Origin of the sequence: Streptococcus sp. 2018110 (genome assembly GCF_019754115.1) — a bacterium.
GTDB classification, from domain to species: domain Bacteria; phylum Bacillota; class Bacilli; order Lactobacillales; family Streptococcaceae; genus Streptococcus; species Streptococcus hashimotonensis.
Window position 1 is genome coordinate 1 of sequence record NZ_JAIJZO010000004.1, and the last position, 18,919, is coordinate 18,919.

The window sequence follows — 18,919 nt, forward strand, 5'->3', positions numbered from 1 at the left end:
TGGGAGAGAGGTTCAAATGAAAATCATAATCGATTAATTCGGAGATGGTTACCTAAAGGAACCAAGAAAACGACTCCGAAAGAAGTCGCTTTTATCGAAAATTGGATTAACAACTACCCTAAAAAATACTTGGACTACAAGTCGCCAAGTGAATTTCTTTTGGGTGGCTAACTTCAACTTGAAATTTGGGAAATCGAAAGATTTCGCTGTGTTCCCAACTATTCCGAACAGAACATACAATCTTGGAACGAACTATATTTATTGATTACCTCTATTGAGCATAACGGTATCTACAAAACGCTATCCTCTCGATATTTCGTTCAAAAAATCCCTTTGTTTATAAATCATTTAAAGAAATGGCAGATTTCCTACTTAGTTGATGATTTAGAATCTCTCCTGCCAGTCCTACAACAAGGAGAAGAAATCGGATGGTCTAAACAAAACCTTAAAAAGTTCCTTTTACTGTATCAGCAGCAGTTACTTCGAGTTGATGATGCCTTTTTACAACAGTCAACACTCATCCAATGGCACCTTTATCAGGAATATCAAAGTTTTGAAGACGCTTTTAAGATATAATATAACACCATCCCAACTTAACTTCTGGGATGGTGTTATTTGTAAACAATACTTATTTACCGTCTGTTGCTTTCCTCCGACGACTAGCAGTTGCTAGGCCGATAAGTCCAAGAAGAGTGAATCCAAGACCATCTACTGCGCCTGTATTTGGCAATTCTTTCTTCTGAGATGCTGCTTGCTTGGAATTTGACTGCTCACTGCTTGGTTTTGATACAAGGGATAAAGGCGTGACAGAGGGACCATAGTTTGGTGTCAGGTATCCCTTAAAGGCGGCACGTGGTTCTGCTTGGACACTTTTTCCCTTAGCGGTAATCAAAGGTAACTGCCCTACTGGTAAGGGCTCCGCTTTGACGCTATCTCCTTTTGCTGTCACTAGTGGTGGCAGAGGAACTAACGCTTCACGCGCAGCTTTTACCTCTGCTAAATAACCATCTACAAATGCCTGGTTATTTTTACTGAGTTTCCAGTCAATCTTATCCAAAACCTCTTTTAAGTTTGCTACGCTATCTGGACTATAATCACTCAAATCAGCAGGAAGCTTGCTAATTTCTTCGTGCAAATCAACATAATCAGCTAAAAAGTAAGTTGGATTCGCCATTACAAACTCGTACATGAGGCGATGAACAGAATCATAACTGTATTCTTTGCTTGGATCATCTGCCCAGACAGCAACCATGCTACCAATTACCGGTATCTCTGAGTTTTCATTTTTGTGAACAACTTCCAGTGGTGTTGATTCAATTCCACGCAGACCTTGATCAAGATTATACCATCCCCAACCTTCTGCTTCACGTCCAATAACATAGTACCAAGCATCATTGGTATTTAAAATCTTATGGCCTTTGTCAGCAAGAAACTTAGATGAGGCAACATCATATCCTCCCCAGCCACCAGTCCAGAAAGAAATAATAATATCCTTGTCAAAAGTACCTGAACTAGTATCGTGGTTATAATAGATACCGTCATTGAAAGCCATTGGCTCTAAACCATGCTTCTTGACGATAGCTGCTAAATCATTGGCATATTGAATAAATTTACCATAGTCTCCCTGAGATTGAAGGATGCGCCAGCCCGACGCATTTGTAGCATCATTTGCATATTCGTCCAGACCGATATTGAAAATTTTGGCCTTATCTGAAAAATATCCAGCATATTTATCAATTAGTGCTTTGGTAAAAGCAATCGCTTCTTTGTTATTTAAGTCAACTGTTCGCGCAGAAGTTTTACCGTTGTAAGTAAATTTAGGAGATGGGATACCAAGCTCTTCCATGGCTTCTAAAATAGCATCCATGTGTCCCGGGCTATTTACAGCTGGAATCAAACGAACGTTACTTGCCTTAGCATAAGCAATCAGTTCGTCCATCTCTGCCTGGGTAAGATGATTTCCGTTTGGATCATTGTAATAATGATTATTTCCATTAATAAGAGCCTGCTTCACCGCATCGCTGGTATAGGTCTTATCACCAACCGTCAATTCCATATCATCCAATAGGAATCGCATGCCATCATTACCCACCAATAGGTGCAAATCTGTATAACCATAATAAGAAGCCAAATCAACAATCTCTTTTAATTGGTCAACTGAGAAATATTTACGGCCAGCATCTAGAGAGAAAACTTTGGATAAACTTAATTTACGTTCGTCAACAATCGGTTTTTCTGGCTCTGCACTCGGGTCTGCAGCTACAAAGGTAACTTTTGCCAGTTGCACATCACTAGCAACCGCTGCTTTTTCAGCTCCGCTTTCCAATTTATAGGATATACCTGATAATTCTGGAAAGACAATCTTGATATACTTGGTTCCTCTTCGGATGTCTCTAATATCAAATGTCGTACGTGCATAGGCTGGTGTCGCCTCTACAAAGTTATCAACTACGCTTGTTGTTTCCTTATTCCAAGTTTTCCCATCAACAGATGAATAGACGGTAAAATCAATTGCCCCTTCAGCTGCTCCAACCAAGTGTTTACGAATAGATTTTCCTTCCTTGGCCCATGCCTTATCATTGTATATTGCATAATCTTCCAAGGTTTTATAATAGGTTGTAAGATGGAGTGCTTTTGGATCATTCACCTTATAAATGAGTGCATTCTCACCTTGACCATCTGCATATAGACGACTTGTTTCGTAACGTGGTTGCCCTCCATAATAAAAGTTATTTTTATTTTCATACGCAGCCTGACCGTGTGAAACTGATACTAATTGACCACGTTTCTCACTTGGTTTAATTGTATAGTCACTAGCAGTTGCATCGTCTAGATTATCAAAGTAAACCTTATCTTGTCCTGCTTTTTGGTAAACGCGTACCCAGTCAATCAGGTATTCACTATCTTGCTTGGTCATATTTTTGCTGTAGTCAACGTCACCAACCCAGCCATCACCAACTTGGGTTTCCAGTATTGGGAACATAGGGCGGGTATGCATACCATCCCTATCCTTACCACGCATGGTTTGGAAAACAAATTTTCCATCAATATACCATTTGATAACATCTGGAGTCCACTCTACTTCATAGACATGGAATTCCTGACTCCAGGCCTCATAATTCTTAATCGGTACACCGTGAGATTCCTTATTTTTAGCTAGAATGCCAAAATGATTGGTTGTCCATGCCTCCCATGGATTTTGCCCTAGATATTCCAAAACATCAATCTCATCGTGACCAGTCTCATCCTGTGCCAACATCCAAATAGCCGGCCAGATTCCCTTAGAGTCATTTACCTTGGCGCGAACAGCCATCCGACCAAATTGGAAAGAATATTTATCCTTAGATTCTAGACGGCCAGATGACCAGGTTACTTTTTCTGGCAATTTCGTATCATTATAGCGGTCCAAACCAACTGCTTTTATCAGCTCATCTGTCGTATTATGATTGGTAGTGCGAATAGATAAATAGCTCTTGTCTCCTTCTTTTTTAATAGAAACAGCTTTCCGATTGTAGATAGCTGCGTGATTCCACATGCCATCAATAATCTGCCACTTGCTTTCGTCAATCTTATCTCCGTCAAATTCATCAGACCAGACTAAGGTATCGTAATCAGATTTTGGCGGAAGGTATTCAGGTGCGGCTTCATCATATGATTTTCCATGTCCCATAATTTGGATTTCTGAATAACGGAGTGCTTCTCCGTCAGCAGATTCCCCTGTAAATCGAACGTATCTTGCTTTAGAGCCTTTTGGAACCGCGATCGTCAAAATCTCCCCTTCATTCACAGAAAGATTGCTTGCTTGATAAACTGTTTTATAGGTGTTCCCTGCATTGTAATCATCATCTAAATCTACACGAAAATGAGAATAGGTCCCTGGAGCTAATTGAACCTTGATTTCCTCGATAGTGTAGACATTTTTAAATTCATACTGGAGATAGGCTCCCATGCCTTTTGATTCCTGAGTAGTATAATTCTCATCAAATTTGCCATCATTAATGGCTTCTGGATTGGTGGGAGCTTTTCCATAAAAATATGGCTTCTTCAATTCGGCAAGATTGACCAGCTCGGTCTGTGGTTTTTCGTTTGTACTTTCGTCTGCTTCAACCTGCGCCAAGACTTCTATCTCGTTGAAGAGAACGCCATTACTATATCCCTTCCAGGAACTGTTTGTATTTTGGATATAATGCCCCCGTCCCCAAATACGCATATAACGTGCATCAAACGGTGACAGGAGTTGAATAACTTGTGGTTTCCCCTTGTTTGTTACTGTCTCTTCTACATCTGCCTGTTCGAAGATGACCCTCGTAGTTTCAGGAGAAAAGTCTGCGCTAGTAGACAACTCGACCTTAACATCTTTAAATGTAGATATTGCATTTTCATAGGTATTACGGTAAATATTTACAGCATGGACAGGAACTTCCTTTTCAAAGTCATACTGAACATAGACATGATCCCACTGAGAATAGCCATTATCAGCACCTCCCGTTTCTTCACCTGCAATAATTTTTGTATTGTTGCTGGCATCATCTGAACTACCGTAAGCCACACCATCCGTTGCTTTCTCTGGATTTTTTATGGCAACCGAAGGAATGGTCGTCAATTCTGAAGCCATCAAGTGCTGACTGTTGGTAGTCGGCTCTTTTCCTTCTATCACATTTTTCTCAACTACCTTTGGTTCCTCCTGTTTTTCTTCTGGAGTTGAAGCTTCTATTTCAGTTGATGGAGTAGCTTCCACAAGTGGTTTTGCTTCAATAGTAGGGGGAACATCATTGTTGATTGCTACTGATTCTCCCGAAGACACTTCCTCTGCTGCAACGGTCTGTCCTGCCCATACCAAAAAACTGGTACAGATAAGAAGCTGACCAAGGATGACTTTTTTCGTAAACTTACTTGTTTCTTTTTTCATTGTTTCCTCCTATAAAATCTGCAAGTTTATCCTACCTATAGCCAAAATAAAGCAGTTTGTAAACCTATTTAGTCTCGTATAAGACTAAAATTCAGTTTACTGGTTGATGTGCGATCGCATTTCTGTCACAAATATAACATGTAAGCGTTTTATTGTAGAATAGTCTAACTTGACTTATTCTATATGCAGATGGGGTCTATTTCTAAAACAGCATATAATAAGTCACACTTTCATATATTTTTGTAGACTTCTTGTAAACAGTGACACATTTCTATCTCATCTTTTTAATGATATTCTTCATAAGAAAAGCCCTTAGATATTTCACTAAGTGCTTTTAAACTGTAATTTAATAGTCAATGCTGACAATGGCTATTCCGCAGCTAGGCGATAGACTGCCTCAGCATAAATATCCATTGTTTTATATAAGTCTGCTAATGGCATCCGTTCATTTTCCTGATGCTCTGTTTGTTCTGTATCTGGGAAACATGCACCAAAGGCCACACAGTTTGGCATAGTACGAGCAAAGGTAGCCCCACCTGACGAGATTGGCTCGCTTGTCAAATCTCCTGTCTTATCTTGATAAACAGACATGAGCGTAGATACCAGCTGGCTGTCTAATGGCACATACAAGGAAGCAAGGTAATCGTACTCTTCGTAGGTCAAGCCACATGATTGCGCTTTGGCTTGTAAAGTAGAAACTAGGGCTTCTTTATCCGCAGTGACAGGAATACGAATGTCCAAGCGAATTTCTGATTTTTTTGCGCTAATGGTTAGACCTGCAATATTGAAACTGAGTGTCCCTGATGGTTCATCAGTCACATCACCAAAAAGCTTAAATCCTGTGGCATCTTCACCAACTGCATTGACGATAAAATCCAAGGCTGGATGGCTTTCGAAATGTTCCAAGGCCTTTGCCAAACGAACGATGGCATTTACCCCCTCGGCAGCATCCTTGGCGTGCCGCGAAATACCAAGAACCGTTACTTGATCATCTTTTGTTTCATAATCAAAGCCTAATTGATCTAATTCCGCAATAACTCCCGCTAATAAATGACCAGAATAGCTTGCCTTGGCAGGTACTACGTTATAGGCAGCTCCCGCTTCGATACTCAGACAAGGGTGCCCTGGACCATGCAATTTGGCCTGTAGCAATCCTTTTTCAGCATAAGTCAAAGGGAAGGAAGAATCTGGTGCAAAGCCCATAGTTGCCACTTCTTCCAACTGATTGTAGCGGTTCATACACCGCCATAAGGTCTCTTCATCTGTTCCAAAAATGAAACGAATCCGTTTGTTAAATTGGACTCCCGCATCAAGAAGTGCTTTTACTGCAAATAAGGCCGCCATCGAAGGACCTTTATCATCCTGAACCCCGCGTCCAATAATATAATCTCCCTCTACCACAGCCTCAAAAGGCGGCGTCTGCCATTGACTAAGATCACCAGCAGGTACCACATCTAAGTGGCAAAGGATTGCTAATAATTCTTCGCCCTGCCCAACTTCAGCATAGCCATAATAGCCAGCAGGGTCTAAATAAGTTTTAAAACCCATTTTTTCCGTCAAAGCCAACGTGTGCTCCAGAACATCCTGAATCGCTTGACCAAATGGCGTACCTGCCTGATGTTCTTGCAAAACAGAAGGAAAAGCAACCAGTTCTTGGATGGCTTGAATACATGCCTCCTGATGCGATGACTGAATAAAACTTGTTCTCATTGTGTCCCCTTTCAACATAATAAGATATGATATATTTTATAGCACTATTCTATCATAAAAGGAAAAACTGAGCCAAATTTTATCTGTATTCGTGATAAAATCTGACCCAGAATTTCGATTAGAAGAATGTCGCAATGACCAAAATAGCTATGGAGGCAATCATGATGCCTACGATTAACTTACCTACAAATTTATACCAAGTACCAATTTCAACACGACCAAGTGCCAAGGCTCCCATTACAATACCTGATGTTGGAGCTACCAAGTTCAAGAGACCTGATGCTGCTTGGAAAGCTGTGATAACCAAGCTCGCTGGTACATTTACAAACTCACCAAGAGGTGCCATGATACCCATAGAAGCTCCTGCAAGACCTGATGAAGATGGAATCAAGAAGGACATTGGTAGGTAGAAGAGATAGGTCAAAATGATGAATACTTGTGAAGACAAACCTTGCAATCCTTCTTCGCCCATGTGGAGAATAGTGGCAGTAATCATACCATCGTTCATGATGACTTGAATACCACGCGCGATAGCACAAATCAAAGCTACGCTGAAAATATCAGCCGCACCGAACATGAAGGATTTTACCAAACGTTCTTCACTCATACCATAAACTAAACCAACTACAATCCCTGCGATACCAAAGAGCATTGCTCCTTCTGGGAAGTACCAAGTACCAAGAGCAGCTGTTGAAGAACCAATCACTTGACCGATGAATGGAAGACCAATCAACCACTCATTAAATTGTGTAAAGATAGTCACACCCAAATCTTCCCATGGAATAAAGCTACAAATCATGAGAACAAATGTTAGTACAAATACCCAGAGAACACGTTTTTGAGCTGGTGATAATTCTGCATTCACTTCTTGAGTTGCTGCGACATTAAAGTGTTGCATATCTGCTTCACGCTGTTTGTAAACCAAGGACTTAGTCGGATCGTTTTTCACTTTCTCAGCATAGTTGGCTACAAAGAGAACCCCCATCAAGAGAATAACAACGAAGAAGACCAAGCGCCAAATCATACCATCCGCAACACTTACACCTGCTGCATCAGAGGCTACAACCGTTGCAAATGGGTTTACAGTAGAAGCCAAACAGCCGATTTGAGACCCTAGCAAGATGATGGCTACACCAGTAATACTATCAAAACCAACTGCCATCATAACAGGAACAAGGAGTGGGAAGAAAGCCATTGTTTCTTCACCCATACCATAGGTTGAGCCACCCAAGGCAAACAAAGGCATGAGAATGTAAATCAACATTTTTTCACGACCTTTGAAGCGTTTTACAATAGAAGCAATCCCTACATCAAGTGCACCTGTTTCGTTAACTACACCAAGAAAGGCGCCAACCATGATGATGAAGAATGCTACGTTAATCGCTGCTTCAGTCGCACCATGACCAAGCATGGCACGAACTGGAGCCATAAAAACATCGTAAATCCCTTGTGGATTTTGAGCAACCTTCTCATAGGTACCAGCCACCAAACGTCCGGCTTCATCAACCTGATACTGACCAGCTGGAATAATCCATGTCATCACTGCCATAAAGGCAATAATGAGCATCAATATTGTATAAGACGAAGGCAATTTAAAGCCTTTTTTCACTTTTTCGCTCATCGCAAAAACCTCCTATAATATTTTAAAAGTTTATCCCCTATTTAAGGGAAATTGTATCCGTAATAACCGTATCAAATATCCACCTATCTTCAAGAGATGTCTATCTCCTTCAGTCTATTATCTGAAATCATTGCTTATAGATAGATACTTGATAGGAAATGGATGAGAGGGGAGGGAGCTTAGAAGCCCAGACCTTCATGTTTCGATTAAAGGGAACCCTTGTAGGACTATCAACACTTCCACTCCCCTAACTCCATCAATAAATAACCCGTCTAGTTTAAAAACTATATTTTCATGCAGAGTACATCAACAAATAGAAGCCTCAACGATACATACAGCTACTTAGCCTTTGACAATGATAGTGCCACTATCGGATTCAATCAAAGCGCCTAAGTTTTCTAATGAGGTAATGACTGCTTTTGATTGCGGCTTATTGTTTACAAAAGCAATAGCTGCTTCAACTTTCGGTAGCATGGATCCTGGTGCGAATTGATTTTGTTTGATATATTCTTCCAATTCAGCCACAGTAACGGTTTCTAATTTTTCTTGGTCTGGTTTGTTGTAGTTAACAAAGACATAGTCTACACCTGTCAAGACGATAAACAAGTCTGCATCAACCAATTCTGCCAAACATTGGGAAGCAAAGTCTTTATCAATAACTGCTTCCACACCAGTAAGAGTACCGTCTGCTTCTTGGACAACTGGAATACCTCCGCCTCCAGCAGCTACGACTACCTCACCTGCATTGAGAAGGGTACGAATGGTGCCAATTTCTTTGATTCCTACAGGTTTTGGCGAAGCAACGACTTTGCGCCAGCCACGACCGGCATCTTCTTTGAAGGTTGCACCAGTCTTTTCTGCTTCTGCTTTCGCTTCTTCTTCTGTATAGAATGGTCCAATCGGCTTGGTCAAATTTTCGAAAGCTGGATCATTCTTATCCACGATAACTTGGGTAACGACGGAAGCTACATCTTTTTCAATGCCTTCCTTGATCAATTCATTTTCCAAGGCATTTTGCAACCAGAAACCAATCGAACCTTCTGTCATGGCGACCAAACTGTCTAGTGGAAAAGCTGGGTTCTTTTCCGAATCAGCAGCAAGGTTTTGAAGAAGTAAGTTTCCAACTTGAGGACCATTACCATGCGTGATAATAAGGTCATCCCCATTTTTTATCAATTTTACAAGGTGCTTGGCTGTTTGTACCAAGGCCTCTTTTTGTGCTTTAGCCGATGGGTCGGACGATAAAATGGCATTGCCACCCAAGGCTACTACAATTTTACGATTTGCCATATCTCTTGCTTTTTCCTCACTTTCGCGAAATAGTAATCGCTTACACATCTATCCTCAAAATAAGGGGGCTGGGTGCCAGCCCCCGGAGGTTGCGATGCGTTATTAGATAGTTAATTATTACACACGTGGAACAAATGGATCCCCTAAAGTAGCCGCCATCACCGCTTTAATTGTGTGCATACGGTTTTCAGCTTGGTCGAAGTGACGAGCATACTTGCTACGGAATACTTCGTCTGTTACTTCCATTTCTTCTACGCCAAATTTTTCAGCGACATCTTTACCATAAACAGTGTTTGTATCATGGAAGGCAGGCAAGCAGTGCAAGAAGATGAGATTTTCATTTTCTGCTTTTTTCACCAATTCCATATTCACTTGGTATGGTTTCAAGAGGGCAACACGTTCAGCAAATTTATCTTCCTCACCCATTGATACCCAAACGTCTGTATAGAGAACATCTGCGCCTTTGACTGCTTCGTCAGCATTGTCAGTAATGAGAACACGTGCTCCACTTTCTTTCGCAAAACCTTCAGCCAAGGCAACTACTTCTTCTTCTGGGAAGAGTTCTTTTGGAGAGAAGATATGGACATTGACACCAAGGATAGCGCCCGTTACCAAAAGTGAGTTAGCAACGTTGTTACGGCCATCACCACAGTAAACCAAAGTCAATCCTTCCAACTTGCCAAAGTTTTCTTTGACAGTCAAGTAGTCAGCCAACATTTGAGTTGGGTGCCATGCATCTGTCAAACCATTCCATACTGGCACACCAGAGAATTCTGCCAATTCTTCCACCATTTTTTGACTGAAACCACGGAATTCAATACCGTCGAACATGCGTCCCAAAACTTTAGCAGTATCTTCTGTAGATTCTTTCTTACCAAGTTGGATGTCATTTGCACCAAGATATTCTGGATGGGCACCAAGGTCAATAGATGCTACTGTGAAGGCAGCGCGAGTACGTGTTGATGTTTTTTCAAACAAGAGAGCAATATTTTTACCTTCCAAATAACGGTGTGGAATATTGCGTTTTTTCAAATCTTTCAAATGAGCTGAGAAATCAATCAACCATTCCAATTCTGCGCGTGTGAAATCTTTCTCTGCAAGGAAATGTCTGCCTTTAAATACGTTTGTCATTGTCTCTTCTCCTAATGTTTAAATAAATTTTGTCAATGTCTGGCACCATTCTCCATCTTCTTGATAAACTTCAGAAGTTGCTTGGTAGCCGACTGACTCATAAAAAGTCTTTGCAGTTAACTCCGAATGTATATCCAACTGATGAAAGCCTGTTTCACGTGCATAAGCTTCCAAAGAGCTGATAATCATTTTTCCATAGCCTTTTCCACGAAAATTCGGTAGAGTGGCTATTCGGGTTAGACGAGCTTGACCAGGACCGACAGGAAGAAAACGTCCCGTTGAAACAGGCTCCTCACCAATAAAGAGATTGGCGTAAACTCTTCCTTCAGTATCATTCTGGTCAAATTCATCTTCCTTTGCAATGCCACGCTCAAGAACAAATACCTTATAGCGGACATAGATAGAGGCTGCGCGTTGCCATTCTTCCGAACCGATAGATGTTCGTTCTATACTTGGCATTAGATGTCTTCCCGTTCAAACGGCATTGACATACAACGAGGTCCACCACGACCGCGAACCAATTCGCTTCCGCCAATCTTAATCAAACGAAGCCCTTTGGACTCGAGGATTGCATTGGTAATCGTATTGCGTTTGTAAACAACTACCACACCTGGTGCAATGGTCAATGTATTTGAACCATCATTCCATTGCTCACGACCAGCAGCAACCATATCACCGCCACCACAACGGATCAATTCTACTTTTTCAAGACCAAGGTTCGCAGCCAAAAGTTCTGCCAAGTCACCATGTTCTTCTTCAATATGAAGCGTATCATTTTCATAGGTTACAGAGAAGACGCGAAGGTCACCTTCAATTTCTGGGTGAATAGTAAACTTATCATAGTCAACCATGGTAAATACCGTATCCAAATGCATGAATTTACGGTTGTTAGCAAATTCGAATGCCAATACTTTCTTGAAGCCAACATGCTGTTCAAAGATATTTACCAATAGTTTTTCAATTGATGCAGCATCGGTACGTTGTGAAATACCTACTGCCAAAACATCTTTTGAAAGAACCAATTCGTCCCCACCCTCGATACGAGTAGTTTCTTCACGATTGTAAACCAATGGAACTTTTCCACCATATTCTGGGTGATGAGTGAAGATATATTTACCATACAAGGTTTCACGGTTCCGTGTTTCTGAATACATGTGGTTAAGAGAAACAGCATTACCAATCGTAGCAAATGGATCCCGTGTGAAGTAAAGGTTTGGCATTGGGTCTATTGCAAATGGGTAAGAGGATTCAACCAAATCTGTCAAACCTTTTTCTTCAGCAGGGATTTCTGGCAATTCTGCCTTTTGAACACCGGCCATCGTTTTCTCAACCAGTTCTTGATTATCTTCAATAGACAACAACAACTTGCGAATTGCCTTCTTAGTCGCCCGACCACGAATGTTAGCTTCTTCGAGATATTCATCAATAAATTGTTCACGAATTTCAGGTGTAACAAGTGACTCAGCAGCTAATTTTTCCAAGTAGAGCACTTCTACCCCCTCATCACGAAGAGCTTGAGCAAAAGCATCATGCTCTTTCTGTGCATCTTCTAAGAATGGAATATCATCGAAAAGTAGGCGTTCTAGGTAGTCAGGCATCAGGTTTTCAATTTCCTTACCTGGTCTGTGTAACATAACTTTTTTCAGCTTACCAATTTCTGAAAAAACATGAATTGGATGGTTTGACATGATCTGTCCTCCTTGTAGATTTATACATGATAGGAAACGAGGAGGACCGTACGCTTTCCTGCCTCTCATTTCCTCTTTACATCCATAGTTTAACAGAGCAAAAAAACAAAAACTTGAAAACGTTCACATTCATTTTGAGAAATTCTTCACATTTTTAACCTTATTTATAAATAATTATCGATTATATCGCCTATATTCTGCATAATTCTTTCCGTTATATCATTATATGAATTTTTATTTTTTATAAAAAAACAGAAACTTCAATGAGTTTCTGTCAAATTTTCTAAGAAATAATGAATATCTAAATAAGTTAACTGTTTATGGCTATAAGCAATTTTACCATCCTGTTTCAGTTGCTTCAAAACATGGCTAACCGTTTCCCGTGTCGTAGCTGCTAAACGCGAAATCTCCTGAATATGAATTTCAAATGGCAAGGTAGCAAACTGATCGCGCTGGCACATATCCCAATAAAGAAGAGCCAAGGCTTGAACGACTCGATCTGATGCCTTGGAACGCATCGCATTTCGCAAGCGCAACTCTTGAAAACGAAGTACCTTGGATAATTTTTGACAGATATAAGCCATTTGACTAGGATTTATCTTCGACAGGGTTTCAAATAAGACCATCGGCACAATAAAATACTCTAGGTCCGTTATGGCAATGGCAGTATAATGATAAGGTTTGTCCTGAAACATATCTCCAAAAGGAAAGGCACCGCCCTGCCGAATATAGTCTAAATACGTAAAACTATCCGTCTCATCATATTGCTCAATCCGAGCATAGCCCTTATACAATACAAATAGATAATCTCTAGGATCCTCTGCGTAAAAAAAGATTTGTCCCTTAGGAATCTTTCGAAAACGAATATGCTTAGCTAATTGATCAAAGCTATCACGTGTCAAACGTTCAAAAGTTGGATGTCCCCTTAGATAATCATATTGTTCGTTGCTTATCATCAAAACTCCTTTCTAGCTAAAGTATCCTTCTATCTATTTTAACATATATTAACGTTCTATGCTAATCATTACTGAAAAATTCATAAAACAGGATCATTCCTATGAAGAGGAATACTATTACAGCTAATACAAAAAAACTGGTCCTCTCGAACCAGTCTTAGTATCGTCGAATGAATTAACTTTCAGACAAGGAACTGAGGTGCAAGCAATACTAGAATACGGCAAGCCGAAAGTGACAATGTATCAAAGTTAATTCAAAAGACTATAGCATTCTATGTATACCTATCTATTCAGTCAATTCATCCGCAATCTTATTGATTTTCCGCAAACGATGGTTGACACCACTTTTAGTGATCGGTACCGTTAGACTATCCGCCAATTGCTGAATGGAATAATCTGGATGCTGAATTCGCAACTGGGCAATCTCCTGCAAGTCACCTGACAACTGATCTAGACCGATAGTATCCATAATTTTGATAATATTATTAATTGTTTTCATACTAGCATTGACCGTCTTTGCAATATTAGCAGCTTCCGCATTGGTAGCTCGATTTAGATCATTTCGAGCCTCACGAAGCAATTTAACATTCTCAAATTCTGTCTTTGCCTCTTCTGCTCCAATCACCAAAAGAAAATCCATAATGTCCTCTGCACGTTGCAGATAGGTAATGGTTCCCTTACTTCGCTCAATGACTTTGGCATCCAAAAGAAATTTCTGCATCAGATTGGCCAGGTCATTGGCATGGTCACTATAGACAGAAGCTATTTCAAGCTGGTATTTTCCTTTTTCAGGATCCTTAACAGAGCCTGCCGCTAAAAATGCTCCACGAAGATAGGCTTGACTCCATGAATCATTTTCCAAAACCAAGGGAGAAATTCCCGTCTCTAATCCAAAGAAACTATCAGCCAAATGCAAATCGTTCAACATCTCATTCACGCCGTCTTCTATCAAAACTGCATACACACGATTCTTTTTGAGATTAGGTTTTTGATGATGGCGAATCTCAGCCTTAATCTGGTAGAAATGAAGTAACAGTTCATAAATGTGACGGGCAATCTTTGCATTTTCCGTACTGATAGAAAGTGTCAAACCTGATGAAGCTAAGCCCAAACTACCTGATAATTTGATAATAGCAGATAGCTCGCTCTTATTTTGGCTAGACTGAAGCAGCAATTCTTCCTTTACTTGTACTGTAAAACTCATGACCGCACCTGCAAAATCTTGAGCAACTCTTCTACCACCAAGTCACCATCATGGAAAGCTCCGCCATTTTCCAAACGAAGAAAATTCGAAGAAATCACACGATTAGCCTGTTTTTGCAAACCTGCAAAATCGTGTTTTACCTGTACCAAGTATTCATCAAACTGATTGCTATTCATATACTCTTGTGGAACTGGCTCAATATTGACCAAAACTGTATCAATAAATTGTTCAGCTAGGTGGGCATTGAGAACCGCCACATGGTCCGCATCTGAGAAAAACTCAGTCTCTCCCCGTTGGGTCATAATGTTGCACACATAGGTCACTTCAGCCTTGGTTTCTTTTAGGGCTTTGCCAATGTCAGAAATCATCAGATTCGGCAAGATCGAGGTAAAAAGAGAACCCGGTCCAAGTACAATCATGTCACTTTCCATAATCGTTTCAACTACTTGGCGACTGGCTTTCGGTTCATCATCGTTATAAGAATTTGTCACATAGACATGATCAATCATCCCATTATGCTTGGAAATCTTGCTCTCACCTGCTACCTCGGTCCCATCTGTAAAAATAGCATGAAGGGTCAAGGCCTGTTCGCTAGATGGATAAATCCGCCCTGTTGTATGGAAAAAGCGTGTCAACAACCTCATCGCATTGTAGGTTGAACCCTGCATTTCTGAAATGCCAGCAATAATGAGATTCCCTAGCGGATGACCAGCCAAGGGACCATCTGAATCCGCAAAACGATACTGAAAAATTTGTTCATAAAGTTTGGGCATATCCGACATAGCCAAAAGGACATTACGCAAATCACCTGGAGGGGTCACCTGCAAAGCCTGACGAATTTCCCCCGAAGATCCTCCGTCATCAGCTACCGTCACGATAGCGGTAATCTCTACATCCTTATCCCGCAAACTCTTCAAGATGACTGGAATACCAGTCCCGCCCCCGATAACTGTAATCTTTGGTTTTCTCATGAGCGGTTGACCGTCTCCTTCCGTCTGTCCTTATCACGATGACTACGATTGACATTCCAATTTTTCTCTAAATCGTCTGCCAAACGTTTAGCAAAGGCTACGCTTCTATGCTGACCACCCGTACATCCAACGGCAATCGTTAGAACTGATTTTCCTTCCTTCTGATAACCAGGAAGAATCGGTTCTATCAAGCCGAGCAAATGACTATAAAACTCTTCCGATTCTTGATGCTCCATGACATAGTCAAAGACAGGCTGATCTAGTCCTGTAAGATTCCGTAATTCTAACTTGTAGTAGGGATTTGGTAGGAACCGAACGTCAAAAACCAAGTCTGCATCCAGAGGTAGCCCATATTTGAAACCAAAGGACATCACTTCTATGCGAAACGACGGCTGATTATCTTGACTAGCAAACTGCTCCGAGATTTCCTTACGCAGATTACGAGGAGTCAGCTCTGTCGTATCAATAACATTTTGACTCATATTTTTCAAGGGAGCCAAAAGTTCACGCTCTAGCTGAATCCCGTCCAAAACACGACCATCAGCCGCCAAAGGATGGGAACGGCGAGTTTCTTTATAGCGAGCAACCAATTCACTATCCGTCGCATCCAAGAATAGGACTTTAAAATCTAAATCCTCTGCCCCCTCAATCTCATCTAACACCTCTCGAATCTCCGAGAAGAAGGAGCGACTCCGCATATCTACAACAAGAGCAATCTTATTGTTATCCTGGCTATGGCGAATCAACTCTAAAAACTTTGGCAAGAGAGTCGGTGGCATATTATCAATGGTAAAATAACCCAAGTCTTCAAAAGACTGAATGGCTACCGTCTTACCAGCTCCAGACATCCCTGTCACAATCACTAAATGGAGTTTGTCCGACATGACATTCCCTCCTTTTCTCTTCTAATCAATAACTGCAATAACTTCAATCTCAACCTTAACATCACGTGGCAAGCGAGCAACTTCCACCGCTGAACGAGCTGGAAAATCTGCTGAGAAAGCTGTTTTATAAACTTCATTAAAGGCTACAAAATCATTCATATCTTTTAGGAAACAAGTCGTCTTCACCACATGGTCAAAGTCTGTTCCTGCTTCCGTTAAAATTGCTGCGATATTTTTCAAGACTTGCTCTGTTTGTTCTTGAATAGTCTCGCCAACAATCTCACCAGTTTCAGGCGAGAGAGGAACTTGACCAGATGCAAATAGGAAATTTCCAACAACCTTCCCTTGAACGTATGGGCCAATTGCTGCAGGTGCCTTATCTGTGTGAATGGTTTTCATATCTCTATCTCCTTTTAATTTTTTATATCTATTATAGCACAAGTTCTGTATAAAACAGCTCACCTACTACTATCCTACACCTATTTTCTTTTATAAAAAAGGAATTGAGATAGTATCACCAACATGAAATACGGCAATCCATAGTCTACTTCTAAAACTACCTGCTTATACCAAAAAACTAGCCTAATCAGCCAGTTTTCGCGTTGTAATAGTAAATCTCCAGCTTAGGAAGATTGCTCGCAAGAGCAGGTCAATCAAAATCGACAGCCAGACGCCGGCAATTCCTAAACCGAACATCTGACCTAAGACGATAACACCAACGACGCGCAGCCCCCACATTCCTATCATTGTGGAGTAGAGTGGCGACTTGGTATCCCCCAAGCCCTGCAGAGCGCCAGCCATGATCAAAGAAACTGCAAGGCCTGGCTGGTTGAAAGCATCGATCCGTAAGGCTGTGACGACTTGACGGACGGCTTCTAGGTCTTTGGTAAATAGCAGAGCGAAGCTGGGAACTCCGAAAAATAAGATGGTACCGAGCAGGGACATGATGGCTACTCCATAGGCAGAGCTGAGAAGGGCGACTCGTCTAACTGTGAGGATGTCCCCCTTTCCCAAGGCTTGACCAATCAAAACCGCTGCCGCTGTCGCAAGACCATAGGCTGGCATATAGGTAAAACTCTCGATATTGCCTGCAATCATGTGGGAAGCATAGACAGTCGTACCCAGCCCCACAATCAAGCTGAAATAAACCACCTGTCCCAACCGCATGACCAAGCGTTCGGCTGCTGCAGGTAGGGTCAAATCCACCATTTCCTTAGGACTTCCGAAATGGAACAATTGTTTGAAATCAACTGCCAAATCAGTCTGCTGTACCTTACTATACAGCAAGACAGTACCAAGCAAGCGAGCTAAGACGGTTCCCAAGGCCGTCCCTACAATCCCCAAACCTGACCAAGAACCAATACCAAAAATCAAGAAATAGTCCAAGACCACATTAAAACCATTGGTCAGAAGACTGATTTTCATAGGGGAAACCGTGTCGCCAGATGCCCGCAGGATTGTTCCCAAAATGGTCATCAGAGCCTGGAAAATCGTCAGGCCACCAACCCAGTAGAAAAATGCCTGGGCACCAGCCAAACTCTCCGCATCTGCTCCCATTAAGACCAGCATCTGCCGCCCGAAAACAAGGGATAGTAAACCCAATAGCAGACCTAGACCTACTGAAAGCACTAAGGCTTGACGGACATGAAAGGTAACAGATTCCCTATCTCCCGCACCAATAGACCGAGCAATCAAAGCCGTTGCCCCAACTCCCAAAGCCATATAGACCGCCAAATAGACATTCAAAATCGTATTGGCTAGACCAACTGCCGTCACCGCTACCAGACCCAGCTGGGCTATCAGAAGGGTATCCACAAAACCAACCAAGGTCTGAAAGACATTTTCCACCGTCGCAGGAAAGGCCAAACGAATAATTTTTTTCCTAAACTTTCTTGCTTCATTTTCCTCTCCATAGATTTATTTAGAATAATTATAAATAAAAACAGGTGAAAAGGCAAGAAAACAGACCACGTTTGTAGTCTGTTCGAGCATTTCTAACCTATTTTCCTAAGGCTTCACTTTTTATAGATTTCTTTCCGGTGCCCGATTTCAAGGGCTAGGATGACCATTTTGTTATCAATAATATCGCAAATCACACGGTAATTCCCCACTCTATACCGCCACAGCCCCTTATAGTCTCCTACCAAGGCCTTGCCAAACTGTCTTGGATTCTCCAAACCGTCCAAACGTTTTTTCAAATCCTTAGCAAGCATCAGCCCCACATGCCTGTCCATTTTTTTCAACTGCTTCAAAGCATCATCGCTGAGAACAAGTTTATAAGCCATCTTCTAACTCCGCAAGAACATCATCAATCGAGTGTGTAACAGGATTTTCTTGGAATTTCTTCAAAGCCTTGATACCAATTTCATAGTCCAACTGGTCTTCTATCTGTTCAGCAAGTGCAGTTTTGAATAGCTCAGACAGGCTTTTTCCTGTATGAATGGCGTAGCTTCTGAAGATTTCTTCTTCTGCATCGTTTAACCGCAAGGATACAATTCCCATCATTCCACCTACTTTCTTCTTGTAATACATTGTATAACAATTCGTTCAAAATG

Annotated in this window: 16 protein-coding genes and 1 pseudogene; 2 read left to right on the plus strand and 15 right to left on the minus strand. The window is 41.3% G+C overall.

Going from position 1 to position 18,919, the window contains the following annotated elements; genetic code table 11:
- Together K5Q34_RS03950 and K5Q34_RS03955 are read left to right on the plus strand one after the other, a co-directional pair.
- Positions 1-171, plus strand: a pseudogene (locus tag K5Q34_RS03950) (IS30 family transposase); the annotation flags it as partial.
- A 90-nt stretch (positions 172-261) separates the two neighbouring features.
- Positions 262-576, plus strand: a complete 315-nt coding sequence (locus K5Q34_RS03955) for a hypothetical protein (RefSeq protein ID WP_105197345.1) — start codon at positions 262-264, stop codon at positions 574-576.
- A 52-nt stretch (positions 577-628) separates the two neighbouring features.
- On the opposite strand, the gene K5Q34_RS11930 is transcribed toward K5Q34_RS03955, so the two are convergent.
- The 15 genes from K5Q34_RS11930 to relB all read right to left on the minus strand — a co-directional run bounded on the left by K5Q34_RS11930 (position 629) and on the right by relB (position 18,866).
- Positions 629-4,909 carry a family 16 glycosylhydrolase gene (locus tag K5Q34_RS11930; RefSeq protein ID WP_221864557.1) on the minus strand — a complete coding sequence of 1,427 codons (4,281 nt, stop codon included), beginning with the start codon at positions 4,907-4,909 and terminating at the stop codon, positions 629-631.
- Between the two features lie 369 nt (positions 4,910-5,278).
- On the minus strand, positions 5,279-6,619 hold the full coding sequence (locus K5Q34_RS03965; RefSeq protein WP_105151204.1) for a dipeptidase: 1,341 nt from the start codon (positions 6,617-6,619) through the stop codon (positions 5,279-5,281).
- Between the two features lie 118 nt (positions 6,620-6,737).
- Complete coding sequence (locus K5Q34_RS03970; protein WP_044752509.1) at positions 6,738-8,240, minus strand: YfcC family protein; 1,503 nt, start codon at positions 8,238-8,240, stop codon at positions 6,738-6,740.
- Positions 8,241-8,582: 342 nt separating this feature from the next.
- The gene (arcC, locus tag K5Q34_RS03975; RefSeq protein WP_024385497.1) at positions 8,583-9,530 is read right to left on the minus strand and encodes a carbamate kinase; all 948 of its coding nucleotides are present in this window, start codon (positions 9,528-9,530) and stop codon (positions 8,583-8,585) included.
- Positions 9,531-9,647: 117 nt separating this feature from the next.
- Positions 9,648-10,661: an ornithine carbamoyltransferase gene (gene argF / locus K5Q34_RS03980; RefSeq protein WP_011922164.1), complete on the minus strand. Its 1,014-nt coding sequence runs from the start codon at positions 10,659-10,661 to the stop codon at positions 9,648-9,650.
- 18 nt (positions 10,662-10,679) lie between these two features.
- Complete coding sequence (locus K5Q34_RS03985; RefSeq protein ID WP_105151202.1) at positions 10,680-11,120, minus strand: GNAT family N-acetyltransferase; 441 nt, start codon at positions 11,118-11,120, stop codon at positions 10,680-10,682.
- A complete protein-coding gene (gene arcA / locus K5Q34_RS03990) occupies positions 11,120-12,349 on the minus strand; it encodes an arginine deiminase (protein ID WP_029694042.1) in 1,230 nt (409 codons plus the stop codon). The genes K5Q34_RS03985 and arcA overlap by 1 nt, the downstream gene beginning before the upstream one ends.
- Positions 12,350-12,609: 260 nt before the next feature.
- On the minus strand, positions 12,610-13,305 hold the full coding sequence (locus K5Q34_RS03995) for a Crp/Fnr family transcriptional regulator (protein WP_029177494.1): 696 nt from the start codon (positions 13,303-13,305) through the stop codon (positions 12,610-12,612).
- Positions 13,306-13,591: 286 nt separating this feature from the next.
- Positions 13,592-14,509, minus strand: coding sequence for a DNA-binding protein WhiA (gene whiA / locus K5Q34_RS04000; protein ID WP_024414616.1), 918 nt, complete (start codon positions 14,507-14,509; stop codon positions 13,592-13,594).
- Complete coding sequence (locus tag K5Q34_RS04005) at positions 14,506-15,480, minus strand: YvcK family protein (RefSeq protein ID WP_024400159.1); 975 nt, start codon at positions 15,478-15,480, stop codon at positions 14,506-14,508. Before K5Q34_RS04005 ends, whiA begins: the two co-directional genes overlap by 4 nt.
- Positions 15,477-16,364, minus strand: a complete 888-nt coding sequence (gene rapZ / locus K5Q34_RS04010; RefSeq protein ID WP_024412169.1) for an RNase adapter RapZ — start codon at positions 16,362-16,364, stop codon at positions 15,477-15,479. The genes K5Q34_RS04005 and rapZ overlap by 4 nt, the downstream gene beginning before the upstream one ends.
- 21 nt (positions 16,365-16,385) lie before the next feature.
- Entirely contained in the window at positions 16,386-16,763 is a 378-nt protein-coding gene (locus K5Q34_RS04015) for a RidA family protein (RefSeq protein WP_024412168.1), read from the minus strand.
- 183 nt (positions 16,764-16,946) lie between these two features.
- The gene (locus tag K5Q34_RS04020) at positions 16,947-18,230 is read right to left on the minus strand and encodes an MATE family efflux transporter (RefSeq protein ID WP_260619432.1); all 1,284 of its coding nucleotides are present in this window, start codon (positions 18,228-18,230) and stop codon (positions 16,947-16,949) included.
- Positions 18,231-18,379: 149 nt separating this feature from the next.
- The gene (locus K5Q34_RS04025; protein ID WP_105183716.1) at positions 18,380-18,649 is read right to left on the minus strand and encodes a type II toxin-antitoxin system RelE/ParE family toxin; all 270 of its coding nucleotides are present in this window, start codon (positions 18,647-18,649) and stop codon (positions 18,380-18,382) included.
- Positions 18,639-18,866, minus strand: a complete 228-nt coding sequence (gene relB / locus K5Q34_RS04030) for a type II toxin-antitoxin system RelB family antitoxin (protein WP_002938604.1) — start codon at positions 18,864-18,866, stop codon at positions 18,639-18,641. The genes K5Q34_RS04025 and relB overlap by 11 nt, the downstream gene beginning before the upstream one ends.
- Positions 18,867-18,919: the final 53 nt, after the last annotated feature.

What these genes read in the sequence shown, in the direction of transcription:
- whiA (WP_024414616.1), bottom strand. Translation starts at nt 14,509, where the DNA reads ATGAGTTTTACAGTACAAGTAAAGGAAGAATTGCTGCTTCAGTCTAGC.
- arcA (WP_029694042.1), bottom strand. Translation starts at nt 12,349, where the DNA reads ATGTCAAACCATCCAATTCATGTTTTTTCAGAAATTGGTAAGCTGAAA.
- arcC (WP_024385497.1), bottom strand. Translation starts at nt 9,530, where the DNA reads ATGGCAAATCGTAAAATTGTAGTAGCCTTGGGTGGCAATGCCATTTTA.
- relB (WP_002938604.1), bottom strand. Translation starts at nt 18,866, where the DNA reads ATGGGAATTGTATCCTTGCGGTTAAACGATGCAGAAGAAGAAATCTTC.
- K5Q34_RS03995 (WP_029177494.1), bottom strand. Translation starts at nt 13,305, where the DNA reads ATGATAAGCAACGAACAATATGATTATCTAAGGGGACATCCAACTTTT.
- K5Q34_RS11930 (WP_221864557.1), bottom strand. Translation starts at nt 4,909, where the DNA reads ATGAAAAAAGAAACAAGTAAGTTTACGAAAAAAGTCATCCTTGGTCAG.
- K5Q34_RS04015 (WP_024412168.1), bottom strand. Translation starts at nt 16,763, where the DNA reads ATGAAAACCATTCACACAGATAAGGCACCTGCAGCAATTGGCCCATAC.
- rapZ (WP_024412169.1), bottom strand. Translation starts at nt 16,364, where the DNA reads ATGTCGGACAAACTCCATTTAGTGATTGTGACAGGGATGTCTGGAGCT.
- K5Q34_RS03970 (WP_044752509.1), bottom strand. Translation starts at nt 8,240, where the DNA reads ATGAGCGAAAAAGTGAAAAAAGGCTTTAAATTGCCTTCGTCTTATACA.
- K5Q34_RS03965 (WP_105151204.1), bottom strand. Translation starts at nt 6,619, where the DNA reads ATGAGAACAAGTTTTATTCAGTCATCGCATCAGGAGGCATGTATTCAA.
- K5Q34_RS04005 (WP_024400159.1), bottom strand. Translation starts at nt 15,480, where the DNA reads ATGAGAAAACCAAAGATTACAGTTATCGGGGGCGGGACTGGTATTCCA.
- argF (WP_011922164.1), bottom strand. Translation starts at nt 10,661, where the DNA reads ATGACAAACGTATTTAAAGGCAGACATTTCCTTGCAGAGAAAGATTTC.
- K5Q34_RS04025 (WP_105183716.1), bottom strand. Translation starts at nt 18,649, where the DNA reads ATGGCTTATAAACTTGTTCTCAGCGATGATGCTTTGAAGCAGTTGAAA.
- K5Q34_RS03985 (WP_105151202.1), bottom strand. Translation starts at nt 11,120, where the DNA reads ATGCCAAGTATAGAACGAACATCTATCGGTTCGGAAGAATGGCAACGC.